The 17,098-nt window shown below is 72.3% G+C and carries 13 protein-coding genes; 4 read left to right on the forward strand and 9 right to left on the reverse strand.

Annotation, left to right across the window (positions count from 1 at the left end; translation table 11 throughout):
• Positions 1-139 precede the first annotated feature (139 nt).
• Entirely contained in the window at positions 140-649 is a 510-nt protein-coding gene (locus ACY1JF_RS09460) for a SigE family RNA polymerase sigma factor (protein ID WP_462704555.1), read from the forward strand.
• A gap of 59 nt (positions 650-708) precedes the next feature.
• A complete protein-coding gene (locus tag ACY1JF_RS09465) occupies positions 709-1,746 on the forward strand; it encodes a hypothetical protein (RefSeq protein ID WP_462704556.1) in 1,038 nt (345 codons plus the stop codon).
• A gap of 4 nt (positions 1,747-1,750) precedes the next feature.
• Here the strand turns inward: ACY1JF_RS09465 and ACY1JF_RS09470 are convergent, their stop codons facing one another.
• From ACY1JF_RS09470 to ACY1JF_RS09485, 4 genes are read right to left on the reverse strand one after another with little or no spacing between them, the layout of a single operon-like run.
• Positions 1,751-2,470 carry an ABC transporter permease subunit gene (locus tag ACY1JF_RS09470; protein ID WP_462704557.1) on the reverse strand — a complete coding sequence of 240 codons (720 nt, stop codon included), beginning with the start codon at positions 2,468-2,470 and terminating at the stop codon, positions 1,751-1,753.
• Between the two features lie 11 nt (positions 2,471-2,481).
• Positions 2,482-3,393, reverse strand: a complete 912-nt coding sequence (locus ACY1JF_RS09475) for an ABC transporter ATP-binding protein (RefSeq protein ID WP_462704558.1) — start codon at positions 3,391-3,393, stop codon at positions 2,482-2,484.
• Entirely contained in the window at positions 3,390-4,295 is a 906-nt protein-coding gene (locus ACY1JF_RS09480) for an ABC transporter permease (protein WP_462704559.1), read from the reverse strand. The genes ACY1JF_RS09475 and ACY1JF_RS09480 overlap by 4 nt, the downstream gene beginning before the upstream one ends.
• The gene (locus tag ACY1JF_RS09485; RefSeq protein WP_462704560.1) at positions 4,288-5,322 is read right to left on the reverse strand and encodes an ABC transporter ATP-binding protein; all 1,035 of its coding nucleotides are present in this window, start codon (positions 5,320-5,322) and stop codon (positions 4,288-4,290) included. The genes ACY1JF_RS09480 and ACY1JF_RS09485 overlap by 8 nt, the downstream gene beginning before the upstream one ends.
• A 387-nt stretch (positions 5,323-5,709) precedes the next feature.
• Here ACY1JF_RS09485 and ACY1JF_RS09490 point away from each other — a divergent pair, with 387 nt between their 5' ends.
• Both ACY1JF_RS09490 and ACY1JF_RS09495 read left to right on the forward strand, forming a co-directional pair.
• Positions 5,710-6,603 (forward strand): LLM class flavin-dependent oxidoreductase, encoded by an 894-nt coding sequence (locus tag ACY1JF_RS09490; protein ID WP_462704561.1) that lies wholly within the window; start codon positions 5,710-5,712, stop codon positions 6,601-6,603.
• Between the two features lie 101 nt (positions 6,604-6,704).
• The gene (locus ACY1JF_RS09495) at positions 6,705-7,574 is read left to right on the forward strand and encodes a Cof-type HAD-IIB family hydrolase (RefSeq protein WP_462704562.1); all 870 of its coding nucleotides are present in this window, start codon (positions 6,705-6,707) and stop codon (positions 7,572-7,574) included.
• A gap of 55 nt (positions 7,575-7,629) precedes the next feature.
• On the opposite strand, the gene ACY1JF_RS09500 is transcribed toward ACY1JF_RS09495, so the two are convergent.
• The 5 genes from ACY1JF_RS09500 to hisC form a co-directional block, all read right to left on the reverse strand.
• A complete protein-coding gene (locus ACY1JF_RS09500) occupies positions 7,630-8,673 on the reverse strand; it encodes a M23 family metallopeptidase (RefSeq protein WP_462704563.1) in 1,044 nt (347 codons plus the stop codon).
• A 424-nt stretch (positions 8,674-9,097) separates the two neighbouring features.
• Positions 9,098-12,700 carry a thiol reductant ABC exporter subunit CydD gene (gene cydD, locus ACY1JF_RS09505; RefSeq protein ID WP_462704564.1) on the reverse strand — a complete coding sequence of 1,201 codons (3,603 nt, stop codon included), beginning with the start codon at positions 12,698-12,700 and terminating at the stop codon, positions 9,098-9,100.
• Between the two features lie 35 nt (positions 12,701-12,735).
• Complete coding sequence (gene cydB, locus ACY1JF_RS09510; protein ID WP_462704565.1) at positions 12,736-13,740, reverse strand: cytochrome d ubiquinol oxidase subunit II; 1,005 nt, start codon at positions 13,738-13,740, stop codon at positions 12,736-12,738.
• Positions 13,741-13,761: 21 nt separating this feature from the next.
• Positions 13,762-15,267: a cytochrome ubiquinol oxidase subunit I gene (locus tag ACY1JF_RS09515; RefSeq protein ID WP_462704566.1), complete on the reverse strand. Its 1,506-nt coding sequence runs from the start codon at positions 15,265-15,267 to the stop codon at positions 13,762-13,764.
• Between the two features lie 530 nt (positions 15,268-15,797).
• Positions 15,798-16,877: a histidinol-phosphate transaminase gene (hisC, locus tag ACY1JF_RS09520; RefSeq protein WP_462704567.1), complete on the reverse strand. Its 1,080-nt coding sequence runs from the start codon at positions 16,875-16,877 to the stop codon at positions 15,798-15,800.
• Between the last annotated feature and the right edge of the window lie 221 nt (positions 16,878-17,098).

Consider the following 17,098-nt stretch of genomic DNA (forward strand, 5'->3'; position numbering starts at 1 on the left):
CGGTCCGGGGCTCCGGCGTTCTCGTGCGCCGCGGGCACCGGCCCCGACGGCGCGGGAAGTCCCCGGTCTTCTGTAACGCGCGGCCCGCGCCGAGGCGTCAACCAAGCAGAACGGACGCGTAGTTCGGGAGGGGACACACATGCGCAGGTCGTCTCGGCGGGACGAGGAGATCGAGGGGTTCATGCGGACCGTCAGCCCGCGCCTGTTCCGGGCGGCGCTGTTGCTCTGCGGTGACCACCACCTCGCCGAGGACCTGGTGCAGACGACGCTGGGCAAGGTGTTCGTGTCCTGGAGGCGCGTCCGCGGGGCCGACAGCCCGCAGGCGTACGTGCGCTCGATGCTGATGCGCACCTACCTCTCGTATGTCCGGCTGCATCGGACGTACGAGAAGCCCGTGGGCGAGCTGCCGGAGCAGCAGGCCGCGACCCGCGACCCGGCCCTGCGGCTGGTGCTGGCGAACGCGCTGGCACAGCTCTCGCCGCAGGACCGGGCCGTGGTCGTCCTGCGGTACTGGGAGGACCGCAGCGTCGCCCAGGCCGCCGCCGAACTGGGGATGAGCGAGGGCAACGTACGCGTCCGCAGCATGCGCGCCCTCAAGACGCTCCGGGGGTCGCTCGCCGGTGAGCACGACGCTCTCGCCGGGCACTGACAGACCCTGCCGGGCACCGAGGCGCCCCCGCCGGGCACGAGAGGAGAAGAGGGACTTTCATGGAGCGAGGACAGCGGGACGAGGGCGTGGAGTTCGACGTGCGGCTGGGGCGGCTGCTCGACGAACACGTCAGGGAGGCGCCCGCCCCGACCGACGCGTTGGTCACCGGGGGTCTGGTCCGGGGCCGCCGGATGCGGCACCGCCGTCGGGCGTTGTGGGGAGCGGCCGCGTTCGTGGGCGTGAGCGCGATCACCGGGACCGTGGTGCTGAACGCCGGTGCGTCCGGGGGCCCGGCGCCCCAGGCCGGCGGCGTGGTCATCCCGTCGGTCGAGACGGTCGCCGCGCGGTCCGGGGCACCGGCCGGCAAGACCGCGCTGACCGGTGAGCGGGCCGTGGCGATCCTGCGGGGGCTGTTGCCGGGCAAGCCCGACACCGGCGGGGCCGCCTGGTGGGACGGGGAGGAGGGCGGGGAGCGGGTGAGCGCCGGGGGGCGGCTGCTGCTGAACGGCGCCGAGGTCACCGTCAGTGTGCAGGGCGACTTCCAGCTGACCAGCGCCGACGCGCTCGCCAAGGACGCGGCGAAGGCCGCCGCGCGGGCGTCGGACGGACCGGACAAGAGCGGCACCGCGGCCCCGGACAAGTCCGCCGCCGCGAGCACCGCGGCGAGCGGCGACGACGGAAAGAGCGGGGAGAACGGGGAGAACGGGGAGAACGGAAAGAGCGAGGGGAACGGGAGCAACGGGACAAGCGGCAAGAACGGCAAGGCGCAGCGTCCGGCGACCCGTGACGAGCTCGAGGAGTTCTACTCCTGTGCCGCGCGGAAGGCCGCCGACGCCACCCTGGGCGACTGCGACGCGCGCAACGTGGGCGACGGCTCGGTCCTCATCACCTACGAGGAGCACCGGGGCGAGCTGGTGCGCCGCACCGCCGACCTGCTGCGCGCGGACGGCACCCGGGTCGTGCTCGTCACGGCGAACGCCGCCGACGCCAAGGAGGGACCGGCCCGCGCCGCGGCACCGCCGCTGACCTCCGCCCAGCTCGCGCGGGTGGCGCAGAGCAGCGACTGGCAGCCGTGGGTGGAGCCGGACGGTCGCTGACCGCTCACTCCTCCCCGGCGAGGGTCAGCGCCCGCAGTTTCCGCCCGGCGTACCAGGTGGCGGCCGCGGTCACCAGGACCAGCAAGGCCGTCGCGGTGGTCAGGCCGACGTCGGAGGTGACCAGGTCGCCGCCGGCGATGTCCTGGGAGACGGCGAGCGACCACTGCTGGACGCTGAGGGTGCGGGCGCCGGGCACCAGGGTGCCGATGAGGGCCTCCCAGACCAGCGCGTAGACCAGGCCGAACACCACCGCGTGCCGGGAGACCGTGCCGAGCAGCAGGAAGAGCGCGGCGTAGGCGATGGAGGCGACCAGCGCGGCGACCGTGTAGGCGACGGCGACCTGCTGGCCGTTGCCGTTGAGGATCAGGCCGGCGAGCAGGGTGGGCAGCGCCGAGAAGACCATCGTGACGGCGATGGCGACGATCAGCTTGGTGGAGATGATCGTCGGCCGTTTGACCGGCTTGGACAGCAGGTACACCACCGAACCGTCGTCGATCTCCGGGCCGATGGCGCCGGTGCCGGCGATGACGCCGATGATCGGCACCATGGTGGCGAGCGCGAAGCCGCCCAGGACGTCCGCGGCGGTCTGGTCGTCGGCGCCGGTCAGGGCGCGTACCGCGACGGCGATGACGAGCAGCAGCAGGGGCAGGGCGCCCAGGACGAGGGCCCGGCGGCGGCCGAGCAGGGCCCGGTAGGTGAGCCGGGCGACTGTGGGGTCGTACATTCTTCGGCCTCCTACGCCGCGACGAGATACGAGAAGACGGACTCCAGCGACTCGTCGGAGGGCGAGACCGTGAGCAGCCGGATGCCGTGGTCCCGGGCGACCCTGGGCAGCAGGGTGGTGAACCGGGTGAAGTCGACGGCCTGGACGCGCAGCGCGCCCTCGGCGTGGTCGACCTCGATGCCGGAGGTGGACGGGTCGGCGATCAGCGCGGCGGCCAGCGCCCGGTCGTCGCTGGAGCGCACCAGGTAGCGGTGCGGGCGGTCGGTCATCAGGCGGCGGATGCGGCGGAAGTCGCCGCTGGCCGCGTGCCGTCCGGCGACGATGACCTCGATGTGCCGGGCGAGCTGTTCGACCTCTTCGAGGATGTGCGAGGAGAACAGCACCGTGCGGCCCTCGTCGCCCATGCGGCGCAGCAGGTCCATCAGCTGCATGCGCTGGCGCGGGTCCATGCCGTTGAACGGCTCGTCGAGCAGGAGCAGCGAGGGGTCGTGCACGAGGGCGCTCGCCATTTTCACGCGCTGCCGCATGCCCTTGGAGTAGGTGGCGATCTTGCGGTCCTGCGCGTACTCCATCTGTACGGTGGCCAGGGCGCGCTGGGCGGCCTTGGCGCCGAGGCCGTGGAGTTCGGCGTTGGCGAGGACGAACTCCTCGCCGGTGAGGAAGTCGTACATCGCCTCGCGTTCGGGGACGATGCCGATGTGCCGGTAGATGGCCTCGTTGCGCCAGACCGGCTGTCCGTCGAGGGTGACGGTGCCGGTGGAGGGGGCGAGGAAGCCGCCCATCATGTTGATGAGGGTGGACTTGCCGGCGCCGTTGGGGCCGAGGAGGCCGGTGACGCCGGGGCCGATCGTCATGGTGATGTCGTTGACCGCGACGACGTTGCCGAACCAGCGGGAGACGTGGTCGATGTTCAGGGTGGTCACAGGCCCACCTTCCGGTAGCGGCGGATCAGCAGGCCGTAGGCGCCGGTGATCAGGCCGAGGGCGACGAGGACGTAGACCAGGCCCTCGGCGGTGCCGGGCCCGTTGCCGCCGGGGAAGGCGGAGGCGGCGCCGAGGAAGGCCGACTGCACGCCGTCGATGAGGGTGATCGGCGAGAACAGGCCGATCCAGGCGATGGCGCCGGCGCTGTCCTGGACCTCCGCGATGGCCTGGAGGGTGGAGACCGCGCCGTAGGTGATGGTCAGGACGGCGATGACGGCCGCGATGCCGAAGCCGCGCCGCGGGGTGACCGAGGCGATGACCAGGCCGATGCCGGAGAAGAGCAGTGAGAGCAGTGCCACGGAGACCAGTCCCTGCGCGAATCCCTTCGTCTGGTCGGCGAAATCCAGTTCGGCGAGCAGAGCGCCGACGTAGAGGACGACCAGCGGGGCGGCCGTCAGGATGAACAGGGCCGAGGCCAGGGCCGCGTACTTGGCGCGGACGTAGTCGGAGGTTTCGATCGGCCGTGAGAAGTAGAGCGGCACGGTCTTGAAGCGCAGGTCGCGGGAGACCGCCTGGGGGGCCTGGGAGGCGATGTAGAGGCTGATGACGGCCTGGAGGACGATCGCGTAGCGCGTGTAGTCCAGCGGCAGGTCCTTGGCCTTGGTGAAGACGGCGACGGCGACCATGATGCCGGCGGGCAGGCACATCACCACGAACAGCAGCATCGGCAGCACCTTGGACTTGACCGAGCGGCCGAGGCCGTAGGCGCCGCGCAGGGACTGCGAGTAGAGCGAGCGGCGGGCGTAGGCACGGCCGAGGCGGGGGCCGTCGTAGCCGCGGTAGCCGATGTCGTGGATGCGGGTCTGGTCGCCCGGTGACGGGACCACGGACCGGTCAGCCATGGTGGACCGCCTCCTTCCGCTGCGCGACGGCGTCGTCGCCGTCCTTGAAGACCTCCGAGATGTGGTGCCGGCGCTGCTCCATGCGGACCAGGCCGAGGCCGAGGCCGGCGATCACGTCGCGGACCACGTCGTACGTCTCGTCGCCGGTGGCGGTCAGCAGCAGCACGTGGCCCGCGCCGGGCAGGCCGCTGCCGTCCTCGACGGTGATCCCGCGCGCGTGCAGCGCGTCCCGCACCGCGCGGGTGCCGTCCGGGTGCTCGTCGGTGTCGGTTACCTCGACGGCGAGGGTGGTGGTGGACTGGGTGAAGTCGGTGGTGGAGCTGGCGCGCAGCAGCTTGCCGCCGTCCACGACGACGACGTGGTCGCAGGTGCGTTCCAGTTCGCCCAGCAGGTGGGAGGTGACCAGGACCGAGATGCCGAAGTCGGTGTGGATGCGGCGGATGAGGCCGAGCATCTCGTCGCGGCCGACCGGGTCGAGACCGTTGGTCGGCTCGTCGAGGAAGACCAGCCGGGGGTCGTGGACGAGGGCCTGGGCGAGCTTCACGCGCTGCTTCATGCCGGTGGAGTAGCCGCCGATGGGACGGTAGCGCTCCTCGTAGAGGCCGACGTGGCGCAGGGTGTCGGCGGTGCGTTCGCGCGCGGCGGTGGGCGGCAGGCCGGACATGCGGGCCATGTGCACGACGAACTCGGTGGCCGAGACGTCGGGGGGCAGGCAGTCGTGCTCCGGCATGTAGCCGACCTGTTCGCGGATGGCGGCTCCCTTGGTGGCCACGTCGAGTCCGAGCACTTCGGCGCGGCCCTCGGTGGCGGGGGACAGACCCAGCAGGATCTTGATCAGGGTGGACTTGCCGGCGCCGTTGGCCCCGACGAGTCCGGTCACACCGGCTCCGATGTCCACGGAGAGCCGGTCGAGTGCGGTCACCCGGGGGAACCGCTTGCTCAGGCTTTCGGTCACGATCACAGTCACGTCCATGACGGTAGTGACGCGCGCCTCACCGGTCGTCAGACCGAGGGGTCGTCTTGGCATCCGACTCCAGGCGTACGGGGCCCTGGGGGGAGCCCTGCCTGAGGGCTAGGCGTATCGCCTCGTGAGGCCGGGGACGCGGCACCGGACTCGGCGCCTGCCCGGGGGTCCTGGAGGCGACGTGGCCGGTGTTCGCCCTCGAGGGGCACCGGTTCTCCACAGGCGGGCCCAATTCCCCTGTGGATAACACCACTTCGCTGTGGACCAAACCTGTGCGGGGACATCATTCGCGTGATACGCGTCTCTCTCGGCACCCTGGACACGCGAACGAAGGCGACAGGAGGAGCACGGCCGGCAGACGCGTCCCGAAGGTGTCGAAGCACCCGTCCGCCTGTCCCGCGTCACCGCATCGACCGAGCCCCTGCCGACCGTCTCGCTTATCGTCTGGGTATGCGTCTGAGCACGGTGATCCTCCCCGTCCACCGGTGGAACGACGGACGGAGGCTGTGGCAGCGCGCCGAACAGCTCGGTCTCCACGCCGCCTACACCTACGACCACCTGTCCTGGCGCGGCTTCCGGGACGGTCCCTGGTTCGGCGCGCTGCCGACGCTGACGGCGGCCGCGGGGGTCACCGAGCGGCTCCGCCTGGGCACCCTCGTCACCTCGCCCAACTTCCGGCACCCGGTGACGCTCGCCAAGGAGCTGATCTCCCTCGACGACATCTCCGGCGGACGGATCACCCTGGGCATAGGAGCGGGCGGCACGGGCTTCGACGCCACCGCGCTCGGCCAGGAGCCGTGGACACCGCGTGAGCGGGCCGACCGGTTCGCCGAGTTCCTCCAGTTCCTCGACCGGCTGCTGACCGAGGACGCGGTCTCCCACGAGGGCGACTTCTACGCGGCGCACGAGGCGCGCAACATCCCGGGCTGTGTGCAGCGGCCCCGGCTGCCGTTCGCGGTGGCCGCGACCGGTCCGCGCGGACTGCGGCTCGCCGCCCGGTACGGACAGGCGTGGGTGACCACCGGCGACCCGAGGCTGTTCAAGGACGGCACGCCCGAGGAGTCGGTACGGGCGCTGCGGGCGCAGGCGGAGCGGCTGGCAGAGGCCTGTGCCGAGATCGGCCGCGACGTCGGCGCACTCGACAAGGTGCTGCTCACCGGTTTCACCCCGGACCGTGGCGAGCCGCTCCGGTCCCTGGACGCCTTCGTGGACTTTGCCGGGCGCCACCGGGAGCTGGGCTTCACCGAGATCGTCGTCCACTGGCCGATCCCGGACTCCGACTTCGCCACCGACGAGAAGGTCTTCGAGCGGATCGCCATGGAGGCGCCGGCCCAGCTGGCCTGAGACTCCGCCGGGCGCGCGGGCGGCCGGCACCCAGGGGAGCGGTACCTCACAGACGGGCGGCTCCCGCACGCCCGTGTGGACCCGTACGTGACAATGGCCCCGTGACCTCAGCGACTCGACCGCCCCAGCCCCCGGCCGCCGCCGCTCGCCCCCGGCTCATCGCCACCGACCTCGACGGAACCCTGCTGCGCGACGACAAGTCGGTCTCGCCCCGTACGGTCGCCGCGCTGGCCGCCGCCGAGGAGGCCGGCGTCGAGGTCTTCTTCGTCACCGGCCGCCCCGCGCGCTGGATGGACGTCGTCAGCGATCATGTGCACGGCCACGGCCTCGCCATCTGCGGCAACGGCGCCGCCGTGGTCGATCTGCACGGCGGCCCCGGCGGCCACCGGTTCGTGAAGGTGCGGGCGCTGGCCCGGGAGAACGCCCTGGACACCGTACGGCTGTTGCGTGAGGCGGCTCCCGGCACGGTGTACGCGGTCGAGCAGACGTACGGCTTCAACCAGGAGCCGGAGTACCCGAAGATGCACCTGGAGGTACCCGACGTCCTCCGGCCGGCCGAGGAACTGCTGGGTCCGGACGGCCCGGCGCCGGACGAGCCGGTGCTCAAGATCCTCGCCTTCCACCCCACCATCGAGCCCGACGCCTTCCTCGCCCTGGCCCGCCTCGCCGTGGGCGACCGCGCCAACGTCACCCGGTCCAGCCCCAGCGCCCTGCTGGAGATCAGTGGCCCGGGCGTCTCCAAGGCCAGCACGCTCGCCCTGTGCTGCGCCGAACGCGGCATCTCGCACGAGGAGGTCGTCGCCTTCGGGGACATGCCGAACGACGTGGAGATGCTGACCTGGGCGGGACAGTCGTACGCCATGGGCAACGCCCACCCGGACGCGGTCGCCGCCGCCTCGGGGCGGACGGTCGCCAACAACGACGACGGCGTCGCCCTCGTCATCGAACGGCTGCTCGCGCGGGCCTCCTGACACGAGTCACGGTCACGATTCACGGTCTGCGCGGGCCTCCTGACACGAGTCACGGTCAGATCGACACGCCCCGCCGGGCCAGCCAGGGCAGCGGGTTCAGCGCCGAACCCGTCTCCGGGGTGAGCCGCACCTCGAAGTGCAGGTGCGGACCGGTGGAGTTGCCGGTGCTGCCCGACTGGCCGATCCACTGGCCGGCCTCGACACGGTCGCCCGGGTCGACGGCGACACCGGACAGATGCGCGTACTGCGTGTAGTAGCCGCCGGCGTGCCGGAGCACGAGCTGGATGCCGAAGGCACCGCCGCAGGACACCTTCACCACCCGCCCGGCGCCGACCGCCCGCACCGGCGTGCCGACCGGCACGGCGAAGTCCTGCCCGGTGTGCCGGTTCGCCCACCGCGCCCCTCCGCTGCCGAAGGACGCGGTCAGCTCGTACGTCTCCACCGGCGCCACCCAGTCCCGGTCCGTGCGGGCGTCCGGCTGGTCGAGACGGACGGCACCGGGGCAGGATCCCGCGGCGGCCGACGCCTCGGCCCGGCCCCGGAGCTTCGACCGGGCCGCCTCCAGCTTGCGCTCGATCTCCTTCTTGAGGGCGGCGAGTTCCCTGTTGCGCTGGTCCAGCCTCCGCCAGGCCTCCTCGGCCCTCGCCTCGTCGGCGGCCAGCCGGGCCTCGGCCCGCCGGCTCTTGCCGACGGCGTCGCTGACGGCGCGGCCGGCCCGCCGCACGGCACGCTGACCGCGCATCAGCTCCTCCGGGTCGTCGGCGAGCAGCATCCGCGCGGTGAGCGGCAGCCCGCCCCCGTCGCGGTACTGGGCGCGGGCGATCCGGCCCAGGTCCTCGTCCAGGGCGGCCAGCTCGCGGCGCTCCCGGTCGAGCAGTTCCTCGTACCGCTCGGCCTCGGTCCGCCGGGCCTCCGCCTCGAGCCGTCCCTCCTCGTAACGCCGGGTCGCCGTGGCGGCGTCCTGGTAGAGCCGGGCGACCTCCGCTCCGGCACCGCTGCCGGGACCGGTGTCGTGGTCCGAGGAGGGGCGGGCCGCGAGGACGGCGAGCGCGCACAGCAGCACCGGGACGAGCAGCGGATGACGGCGGGGTGAGCGCATGGCAGTGATCGTGACCCGTGCGGCGGCGCCGGGTCACCTCCGACTCGTACGGTCGGGGGACCGGTTGCTGCACACGGGGCATCGGCGGCCCTCCACGGGCCGTTCCGGCGGTCCGGCGCCGCGCTTCCCGTACGCCCGGCCGTACCGGCGCCACCCGCCCCGGTACCCGGTCTTGTCCGGACCAACCGGTCACCGCGACCGGCCGACCCGCCCGGACCAACCGGTCACCGCGACCGGCCGACCCGCCCGGACCAACCGGTCACCGCGACCGGCCGACCCGCCCGGACCAACCAGACGCCCACGACCCGCTCGGATCGGACCAACCAGACGCCCACGACCGGCTGGGGCGCCCGAACCAACCAGACACCCACGACCGGCTGGGGCGCCGTCCGGCCGTCACCCGGCCGTCGCTCGGCGCCGTCGTCTACCCCGCCGTCACCAGCAGGTCGGCGGCGGCCTCCCGCTCGGCCATCGACCGCAACGGCCCCGGCTCGGCCGTCAGCCGCGCGAAGGTGCCGCGCTGCACCACCCGCCCCGCGTCGAGCACGACGACCTCGTCGACGCTCTCCAGTCCGGCCAGCCGGTGCGTGATGAGCAGGGTCGTCCGTCCCTCGGTGGCGGCCAGGAGGTCGGCGGTGAGCGCGTCCGCGGTCGGCAGGTCGAGGTGTTCGGCGGGTTCGTCGAGCACCAGTACGGGGAAGTCGGCGAGCAGCGCGCGGGCCAGCGCGAGGCGCTGGCGCTGGCCACCGGAGAGACGGGCGCCGTGTTCCCCGACCAGGGTGTCCAGACCGTCGGGCAGGCTGTCGGCCCACTCCAGCAGCCGGGCCCGGCCGAGGGCGTCCCGCAGCTGGGCCTCGGTGGCGTCCTTCCTGGCCAGCAGCAGGTTCTCCCGCACCGAGCTGTCGAAGAGGTGCGCGTCCTGCGCGCACAGTCCGACGAACCGGCGTACGTCGTCGGTGTCCAGGGCGCGGGCGTCCACCCCGGCCAGCGTGTACGACCCCGCGCTCGGGTCCAGGAACCTCAGCAGCACCTGCGCCAGCGTCGTCTTGCCCGACCCGGACGCCCCGACCACGGCGACCCGGCGGCCCTGGGCCAGGGTCAGGTCCAGGCCGGCCACGGCTTCCCGGTCCTGCCCGGGGTGGCTCGCGGCGAGGCCCTTGACGACGAGCGGGAACGGCGTGGCGGGGGCCTGCCGGGACCGCTCCGGCTCCCTCACGGGCTCGGGGGCGTCGAGCACCTCGTACACGCGCTCGGCGCCGCGGCGCACCCGTTGCCGGTACTGGACGGCGAGCGGCAGGCCGAGGACGGCCTCGAAGGCGGCGAGCGGAGTGAGGACGACGACGGCCATGGCCACGCCGCCGAGCCGTCCGTCGGCGACCGCCTGGACGCCCACGAGCGCGGCCGCCGCGACGGTCAGGCCGGAGATCAGCGCGGTGAGCCCGTCACCGAGCGCGGTGGCGGTCGCCGCGCGGGAGGCGATCCGGGTCAGCGCGGAGCCGGCCCGGCGGACGTCACCGGCGCGTGCGGGCAGGGCACCGGCCACGGTCAGCTCGGCGGTGCCGGTGAGCAGGTCGGTCACCCGGGTGGCGAGCGCTCCGCGGGCGGGGGCCAGCCTTCGTTCGGCCCGGCGGGCCACGGCACCGGTGACCAGCGGGACACCCGCGCCGGCGGCGAGCAGACCGGCGGCGAGCACGGCTCCGGCCTCGGGCAGCAGCCAGGTCATGAAGCCGACGGAGACGGCCGAGACGACCACCGCGGAACCGGCCGGCAGCAGCCAGCGCAGCCAGTAGTCCTGGAACGCGTCCACGTCGGCGACCAGCCGGGAGAGCAGGTCGCCGCGGCGGCTGCGGCGCAGTCCGGCGGGCGCGATCCGCTCCAGCCGCCGGTACACGGCGACCCGGGTGTCGGCCAGCATCCGCAGCACCGCGTCGTGCGACACCAGCCGCTCGGCGTAGCGGAAGACGGACCGTCCGATGCCGAAGGCCCGGGTCGCCGTGACGGCCACCATCAGGTACAGCACCGGCGGCTGCTGCGAGGCCCGCGAGATGAGCCACCCGGAGGTGGCCATCAGGCCGACGGCACTGCCGAGCGCGAGGCTGCCGAGCAGGAGGGCGAGAGCGAGACGTCCGCGCCGGGCGGCGGACACCGCGCGTACCCGGGCGAGCACGCCGCGGCGGGCACCGGCGGCATCCGGGACGTCCCGGCCACCGGCCGCGGCCGCCGGACCGCCGGGGCCGGTCCCCATGCCCACCGCGTCGACCGCCCCGGTGACGGGCCGCTCCCCGTCCGGGTCCGGCACGCCCCGTGCGGAAGCACCCGCCCCCGCGCCCGGCACGGCCCCGCCGGAAACACCCGTCTTCGAAGCCGGTACGTCCCGTCCCGGAGCGGCAGCCCCCGGCTCGGCCAGCCGCACCACCCGGTCCGCCACCTCCAGCAGCGCCGGGCGGTGCACCACCAGCAACACCGTCCGCCCCGCCGCCAGCCGCCGTACCGCCGCCACGACCTCCGCCTCGGTCGCCCCGTCGAGCGCGGCCGTCGGCTCGTCCAGCAGCAGGACGGGCCGGTCGGCGAGGAAGGCCCGGGCCAGCGCCAGCCGCTGCCGCTGCCCGGCGGAGAGCCCGGCCCCGTCCTCGCCGAGCACCGTCTCCGCCCCTCGCGGCAGGGCGTCCACGAACGTCAGCGCCCCGGCGTCCCGCAGCGCCCGCCGTACGGCGGTGTCGTCCGCTCCGGGCCGGGCCAGCCGTACGTTCTCGGCGATCGTCGTGGCGTACAGGTGCGGGCGCTGCGGCACCCAGGCGACCTGGGCGTGCCACTCGGCCGGGTCCAGCCCGGCGAGATCGGCGCCGCCGACCCGGACCCGCCCCTCGGCCGGCCGTACGAAGCCCAGCAGCACGTCGAGGAGCGTGGACTTGCCGGCCCCGCTCGGACCGACGAGCGCGACCGTCTCGCCGGGCTCCACGGTGAAGCTGACGTCCGAGACGGCGTCCGCCGCGCGGCCGGGGTGGCGGACCGTCACGCCCTCGAAGGACAGGGCACCGCCCGCGGGCACCGGGCCCGTGCCCGGCACCGGCGCGGGGGTCTCCAGGACCTCGAAGATCTCCTCGGCCGCCGCGAGTCCCTCGGCCGCCGCGTGGTACTGCGCCCCGACCTGCCGCAGCGGCAGATACGCCTCCGGTGCCAGCACCAGCACGACCAGACCGTCGTAGAGGTTCATGTCGCCGTGGACCAGGCGCATGCCGATCGTCACGGCGACCAGGGCCACCGAGAGCGTGGCGAGCAGTTCCAGCGCGAAGGAGGACAGGAAGGCGATCCGCAGCGTCCGCAGGGTCGCCTGCCGGTAGTCGTCGGTGATCTTCCTGATCGACTCGGCCTGTGCCTTGGCCCGGCCGAAGACCTTCAGCGTGGGCAGGCCCGCGACCACGTCCAGGAAGTGCCCGGACAGCCGGGACAGCAGCCGCCACTGCCGGTCCATCTGGGACTGGGTGACCCAGCCGATCAGCGCCATGAAGACCGGGATGAGCGGCAGGGTGACGACGATGATGGCCGCCGACACCCAGTCCTCGGTGACGATCCGGGCCAGCACCGCGACCGGGACGACCACCGCCAGCCCCAGCTGCGGGAGGTAGCGGGAGAAGTAGTCGTCGAGGGCGTCGACTCCCCGGGTGGCCAGGGTGACCAGTGAACCGGTGCGCTGTCCGGTGAGCCATCCGGGACCGAGGGCGGTCGCCCGCTCCAGCAGCCTGCCGCGCAGCTCGGACTTGACCGCCGCGCTCGCCCGGTGCGCGGCCAGCTCGGTGAGCCACCCCACCAGGCCGCGACCGCAGGCGACCGCCGCCAGCAGCAGCAGGGGGGTGCGCAGGTCGGCGACCGCCCTGCCGTCCTGGAAGGCGCCCACCACGATCCCGGCGATGAGCATCGCCTGGGCGATCACCAGCCCCGCCCCGACGGCGCCCAGAGCGACGACCGCCATGAGGAAGAGCCGCGTGGTGCGGGCGTACCGCAGCAGACGTGGATCGATCGGTTTCACGTGAAACACTCCCCGGCCGGACTCGGCGCCCGGACTCAGTGCGTGGCTTCGGCGAGGTGCTGGGTACCGATGCGCTTACGGAAGACCCAGTACGTCCATCCCTGGTAGAGCAGGACGACGGGCGCTCCGATCGCCGCCAGCCAGGTCATGATCTTCAGGGTGTACGGGCTGGACGAGGCGTTGGTGACGGTGAGGCTCCAGTCCGCGTTCAGCGTGGACGGCATGACGTTCGGGAACAGCGTCAGGAACAGCATGGCCACGGCGGCCACGATGGTGACGCCGGAGAACGCGAACGACCATCCCTCGCGTCCGGCCTGGTTGGCCACGAGCGCGGCGACCAGTGCGGCGACGGCCACCACCAGCGCGACCAGGCTCGCGCCGTCGCCGCTGTCCGCCTGCGTCCACAGCAGGAAGACCAGCGCCGGCACGGCTGTGACCAGTCCGACGCGCAGCGCCAGCCTCCGCGCCCGTTCCCGGATCTCGCCGACCGTCTTGAGCGCCGTGAACACCGCCCCGTGGAAGGTGAACAGCGTCAGCGTCACCACTCCGCCGAGCAGGGCGTAGGGGTTGAGCAGGTCCCCGAGGGTGCCGACGTACTCCAGGTCCCGGTCGATCTTCACGCCGCCGACGATGTTGCCGAAGGCCACGCCCCACAGGAACGCGGGGATCAGCGAGGTCCAGAAGATCGCGTGCTCCCAGTTGCGCTGCCAGCGCTCCTCGGGCCGCTTCACCCGGTACTCGAAGGCCACGCCCCGGACGATCAGGCACAGCAGGATGACCAGCAGGGGCAGGTAGAAGCCGGAGAACAGGGTGGCGTACCACTCGGGGAAGGCGGCGAAGGTGGCGCCGCCCGCCGTGAGCAGCCAGACCTCGTTGCCGTCCCAGACCGGGCCGATCGTGTTGATCAGCACCCGCCTCTCGGGCCGGTCGCGGGCCAGCAGCTTGGTCAGGACGCCGACCCCGAAGTCGAAGCCCTCCAGGAAGAAGTAGCCGGTCCACAGGAAGGCGATCAGGACGAACCAGACGTCGTGCAGTTCCATGACTGTGCAGCTCCCTTGCGCCTAGTACGAGAAGGCCATCGGCTTGTCGGCGTCACGGAGCTCGCCGCCGATCTTCGTGGGCGGGTTGAGGTCGGCCTCGGTGAGCTCGGGCGGGCCGGCCTTGACGTACTTCGCCATCAGCCTGACCTCGATGACGGCCAGGACGGCGTAGAGCAGGGTGAAGGCGGCCATCGAGATGATGACCTCGGTCTGTGAGACACCGGGGGAGACCGCGTCGCGGGTCTGGAAGAGGCCGTAGACGGCCCAGGGCTGCCGGCCCATCTCGGTGAAGATCCAGCCCCAGGAGTTGGCGATCAGCGGGAAGCCCATCGTCCACAGGGACAGCAGCCAGTACAGCCGGGTGAGCCGGTCGCCGAGCGGCTTCTTCAGCAGGACCAGCCGCGGCACCTCGTCGTCACCGGTCCGCCAGGCGGCCGGCAGCAGGAACTTCTTCCGCGTCAGCCACAGTCCGGCCAGGCCGAGGGTGAAGGACGCCATCCCGAAGCCGATCATCCAGCGGAAGCCCCAGTAGGCGACGGGGACGATGGGCTTGTAGTCGCCGGGACCGAACTTCTCCTGCTCGGCCTTGTTGGTGTCGTTGATGCCGGGCACATACGAGTCGAAGTCGCTGTGGGCGAGGAAGGACAGCAGGCCCGGGACCTCCAGGGCGACCTTGTTGTGCCCTTCGTCGACGTCCCCGTAGGCGAAGACGGAGAAGGGCGCCGGCTGCTCGCCGTCCCACAGCGCCTCGGCGGCGGCCATCTTCATCGGCTGCTGCTCGTACATGACCTTGCCGAGGGTGTCGCCACTGATCGCGGTGAGCATGCCGCCGACGGCGAGGGTGACCAGGCCGAGGCGGAGCGAGGTCCGCATCACCGGGATGTGCCTCTTGCGCCGCAGGTGGAAGGCGGCGATGCCGACCATGAAGGCGCCACCGGTGAGGAAGGCCGCGGAGAAGCTGTGGAAGACCTGGTTGAGCGCGGTGTTCTGGGTGAGGACCTGCCAGAAGTCGGTCAGCTCCGCCCGGCCCTTCTCCTCGTTGATCCGGTACCCGACGGGGTGCTGCATCCAGGAGTTGGCCGCGAGGATGAAGTACGCCGACAGCAGCGTGCCGATCGAGACCATCCAGATGCAGGCCAGGTGGAGCTTCTTGGGCAGCTTGTCCCAGCCGAAGATCCACAGGCCGATGAAGGTCGACTCGAAGAAGAAGGCGATGAGCGCCTCGAAGGCCAGCGGCGCACCGAAGATATCCCCGACGAAGCGGGAGTAGTCGGACCAGTTCATGCCGAACTGGAACTCCTGGACGATGCCCGTGACCACGCCCATCGCGATATTGATCAGGAAGAGCTTGCCCCAGAACTTCGTGGCCTGGAGGTACTTCTCCTTGCCGGTGCGCACCCAGGCGGTCTCCAGGCCGGCCGTGAGGGCGGCCAGCGAGATCGTCAGGGGCACGAACAGGAAGTGGTAGACGGTCGTGATGCCGAACTGCCAGCGCGCCAGGGTCTCCGGCGCCAGGGCCAAGTCCACGTCGTCACTCTCCTCACATCGCCGTGGTCAGCGACAGATTGTGCGTGTACGACACACCCATATCGGGAGCGATCCGACACGCTTGTGAACGCGTTCACATTCACAAGCAATTATGACCTACCGCTTTTCGGTACAGGAAGGGGGGTCCCCTGTGACGTCAACCCCTCGGGAGGCCCTTCCCAGGAGCCATTGAGTGCCGCACCTGGTACGGAAGGCCCGTTTCACGTGAAACGAACGCGAAAGGGACGCACGAAGGGCGCCTCGCGGAGTGACCAACACCACTCCGCGAGGCGCCCTTCGCCACCTGAAGCACAGCCCGGACCGCAGCCCGAGGCACAGTCGGAACACGGCCGGAGCACAGCCGAACCGCAGCCCGGAGCACAGCCCGAAGCCAGACCGAACCACACCCGAAACCCAGCCCGGCCCGCGACCGAAGCCCAGCCCAGCCCAGCCCAGCCCGCACCCGAAGCCCAGCCCAGCCCGGCCCAGCCCGCACCCGAAGCCCAGCCCAGCCCGCCCCGGCCCGCCTCCTACAGCCCCTTGCGGAACCCTTCCGCCACCTTCAGGAAGATGTCGTTCGCCTCGTTCTCCCCCACCGTCACCCGCACACCGTCGCCCGGGAAGGGCCGGACCACCACGCCGGCCCGCTCACAGGCCTCGGCGAAGGCGACCGTGCGCTCCCCCAGCCGCAGCCACACGAAGTTGGCCTGCGTCTCCGGCACCGTCCAGCCCTGGCCCCGCAGGCCCTCGACCACGCGCGTGCGCTCGCACACCAGCGAGCCGACCCGGCCCAGCAGCTCGTCCTCGGCCCGCAGCGAGGCGATCGCCGCCTCCTGTGCGATCTGGCTCACCCCGAACGGCACCGCCGTCTTGCGCAGCGCCGCCGCCACCGGCTCATGGGCCACGGCGAAACCGACCCGCAGCCCGGCGAGCCCGTACGCCTTGGAGAAGGTCCGCAGCACGCAGACATTGGGCCGCCCGCGGTACAGCTCGATGCCGTCCGGCACCCGGGGGTCGCGGATGAACTCGCGGTACGCCTCGTCCAGCACCACCAGCACATCGCCGGGCACCCGGTCCAGGAACCGCTCCAGCTCCTCGCGCCCCACCACCGTGCCGGTCGGGTTGTTGGGGTTGCAGACGAAGATCAGCCGGGTCCGGTCGGTGACCGCGTCGGCCATGGCGTCCAGGTCGTGCACGTCACCCGGCGTCAGCGGCACCTGGACCGCCTCCGCGCCGCTGATCCGCGTGATGATCGGGTACGCCTCGAAGGAGCGCCAGGCGTAGATCACCTCGTCACCGGGGCCCGCCGTCGCCTGGAGCAGTTGCTGGGCGACACCCACCGAACCGGTGCCGGTGGCCAGGTGGGAGGCCGGGACGCCGAACCGCTCGGACAACTCGGCCATCAGCCCCGTACAGGCCATGTCCGGGTAGCGGTTGAAGGCTCCGGCCGCCGCCATGACCGTCTCCATCACACCCGGCAGCGGCGGATACGGGTTCTCGTTGGAGGACAGCTTGTAGGCCGCCGGCCCGTCCGCCGCCGCGGGCTTGCCCGGCTTGTAGGTGGGGATCCCCTCCAGCTCGGCGCGCAACCTGGGGCTCGTCTCGCTCACCGCACTCCTCCTCGTGACCACCACCGGCTTCCCGTACTTCTCACCTTATGAGGATTCGGCTCCGGCGCGTACAGGCGAGGGCGGGCCCGCCCCGCCCCACCGACATCAGGGGCATCGGCACCCGAAGGCGTACGTTCCACAGGGGCGCCCCTACATATATCTATGCGCCGGTAGCTCGCGCCGTGGCGCGCGTCCCCCGTAGTGGTGAGTTGAGACCTCTT

The sequence above is a fragment of the Streptomyces sp. SYSU D01066-1 genome (genome assembly GCF_054956795.1).

Bases quoted from the DNA above. Each gene is read 5' to 3' on its own strand.
- ACY1JF_RS09460 (WP_462704555.1), top strand. From the start codon at position 140: ATGCGCAGGTCGTCTCGGCGGGACGAGGAGATCGAGGGGTTCATGCGG.
- ACY1JF_RS09465 (WP_462704556.1), top strand. From the start codon at position 709: ATGGAGCGAGGACAGCGGGACGAGGGCGTGGAGTTCGACGTGCGGCTG.
- ACY1JF_RS09470 (WP_462704557.1), bottom strand. From the start codon at position 2,470: ATGTACGACCCCACAGTCGCCCGGCTCACCTACCGGGCCCTGCTCGGC.
- ACY1JF_RS09480 (WP_462704559.1), bottom strand. From the start codon at position 4,295: ATGGCTGACCGGTCCGTGGTCCCGTCACCGGGCGACCAGACCCGCATC.
- ACY1JF_RS09485 (WP_462704560.1), bottom strand. From the start codon at position 5,322: ATGCCAAGACGACCCCTCGGTCTGACGACCGGTGAGGCGCGCGTCACT.
- ACY1JF_RS09490 (WP_462704561.1), top strand. From the start codon at position 5,710: ATGCGTCTGAGCACGGTGATCCTCCCCGTCCACCGGTGGAACGACGGA.
- ACY1JF_RS09500 (WP_462704563.1), bottom strand. From the start codon at position 8,673: ATGCGCTCACCCCGCCGTCATCCGCTGCTCGTCCCGGTGCTGCTGTGC.
- cydB (WP_462704565.1), bottom strand. From the start codon at position 13,740: ATGGAACTGCACGACGTCTGGTTCGTCCTGATCGCCTTCCTGTGGACC.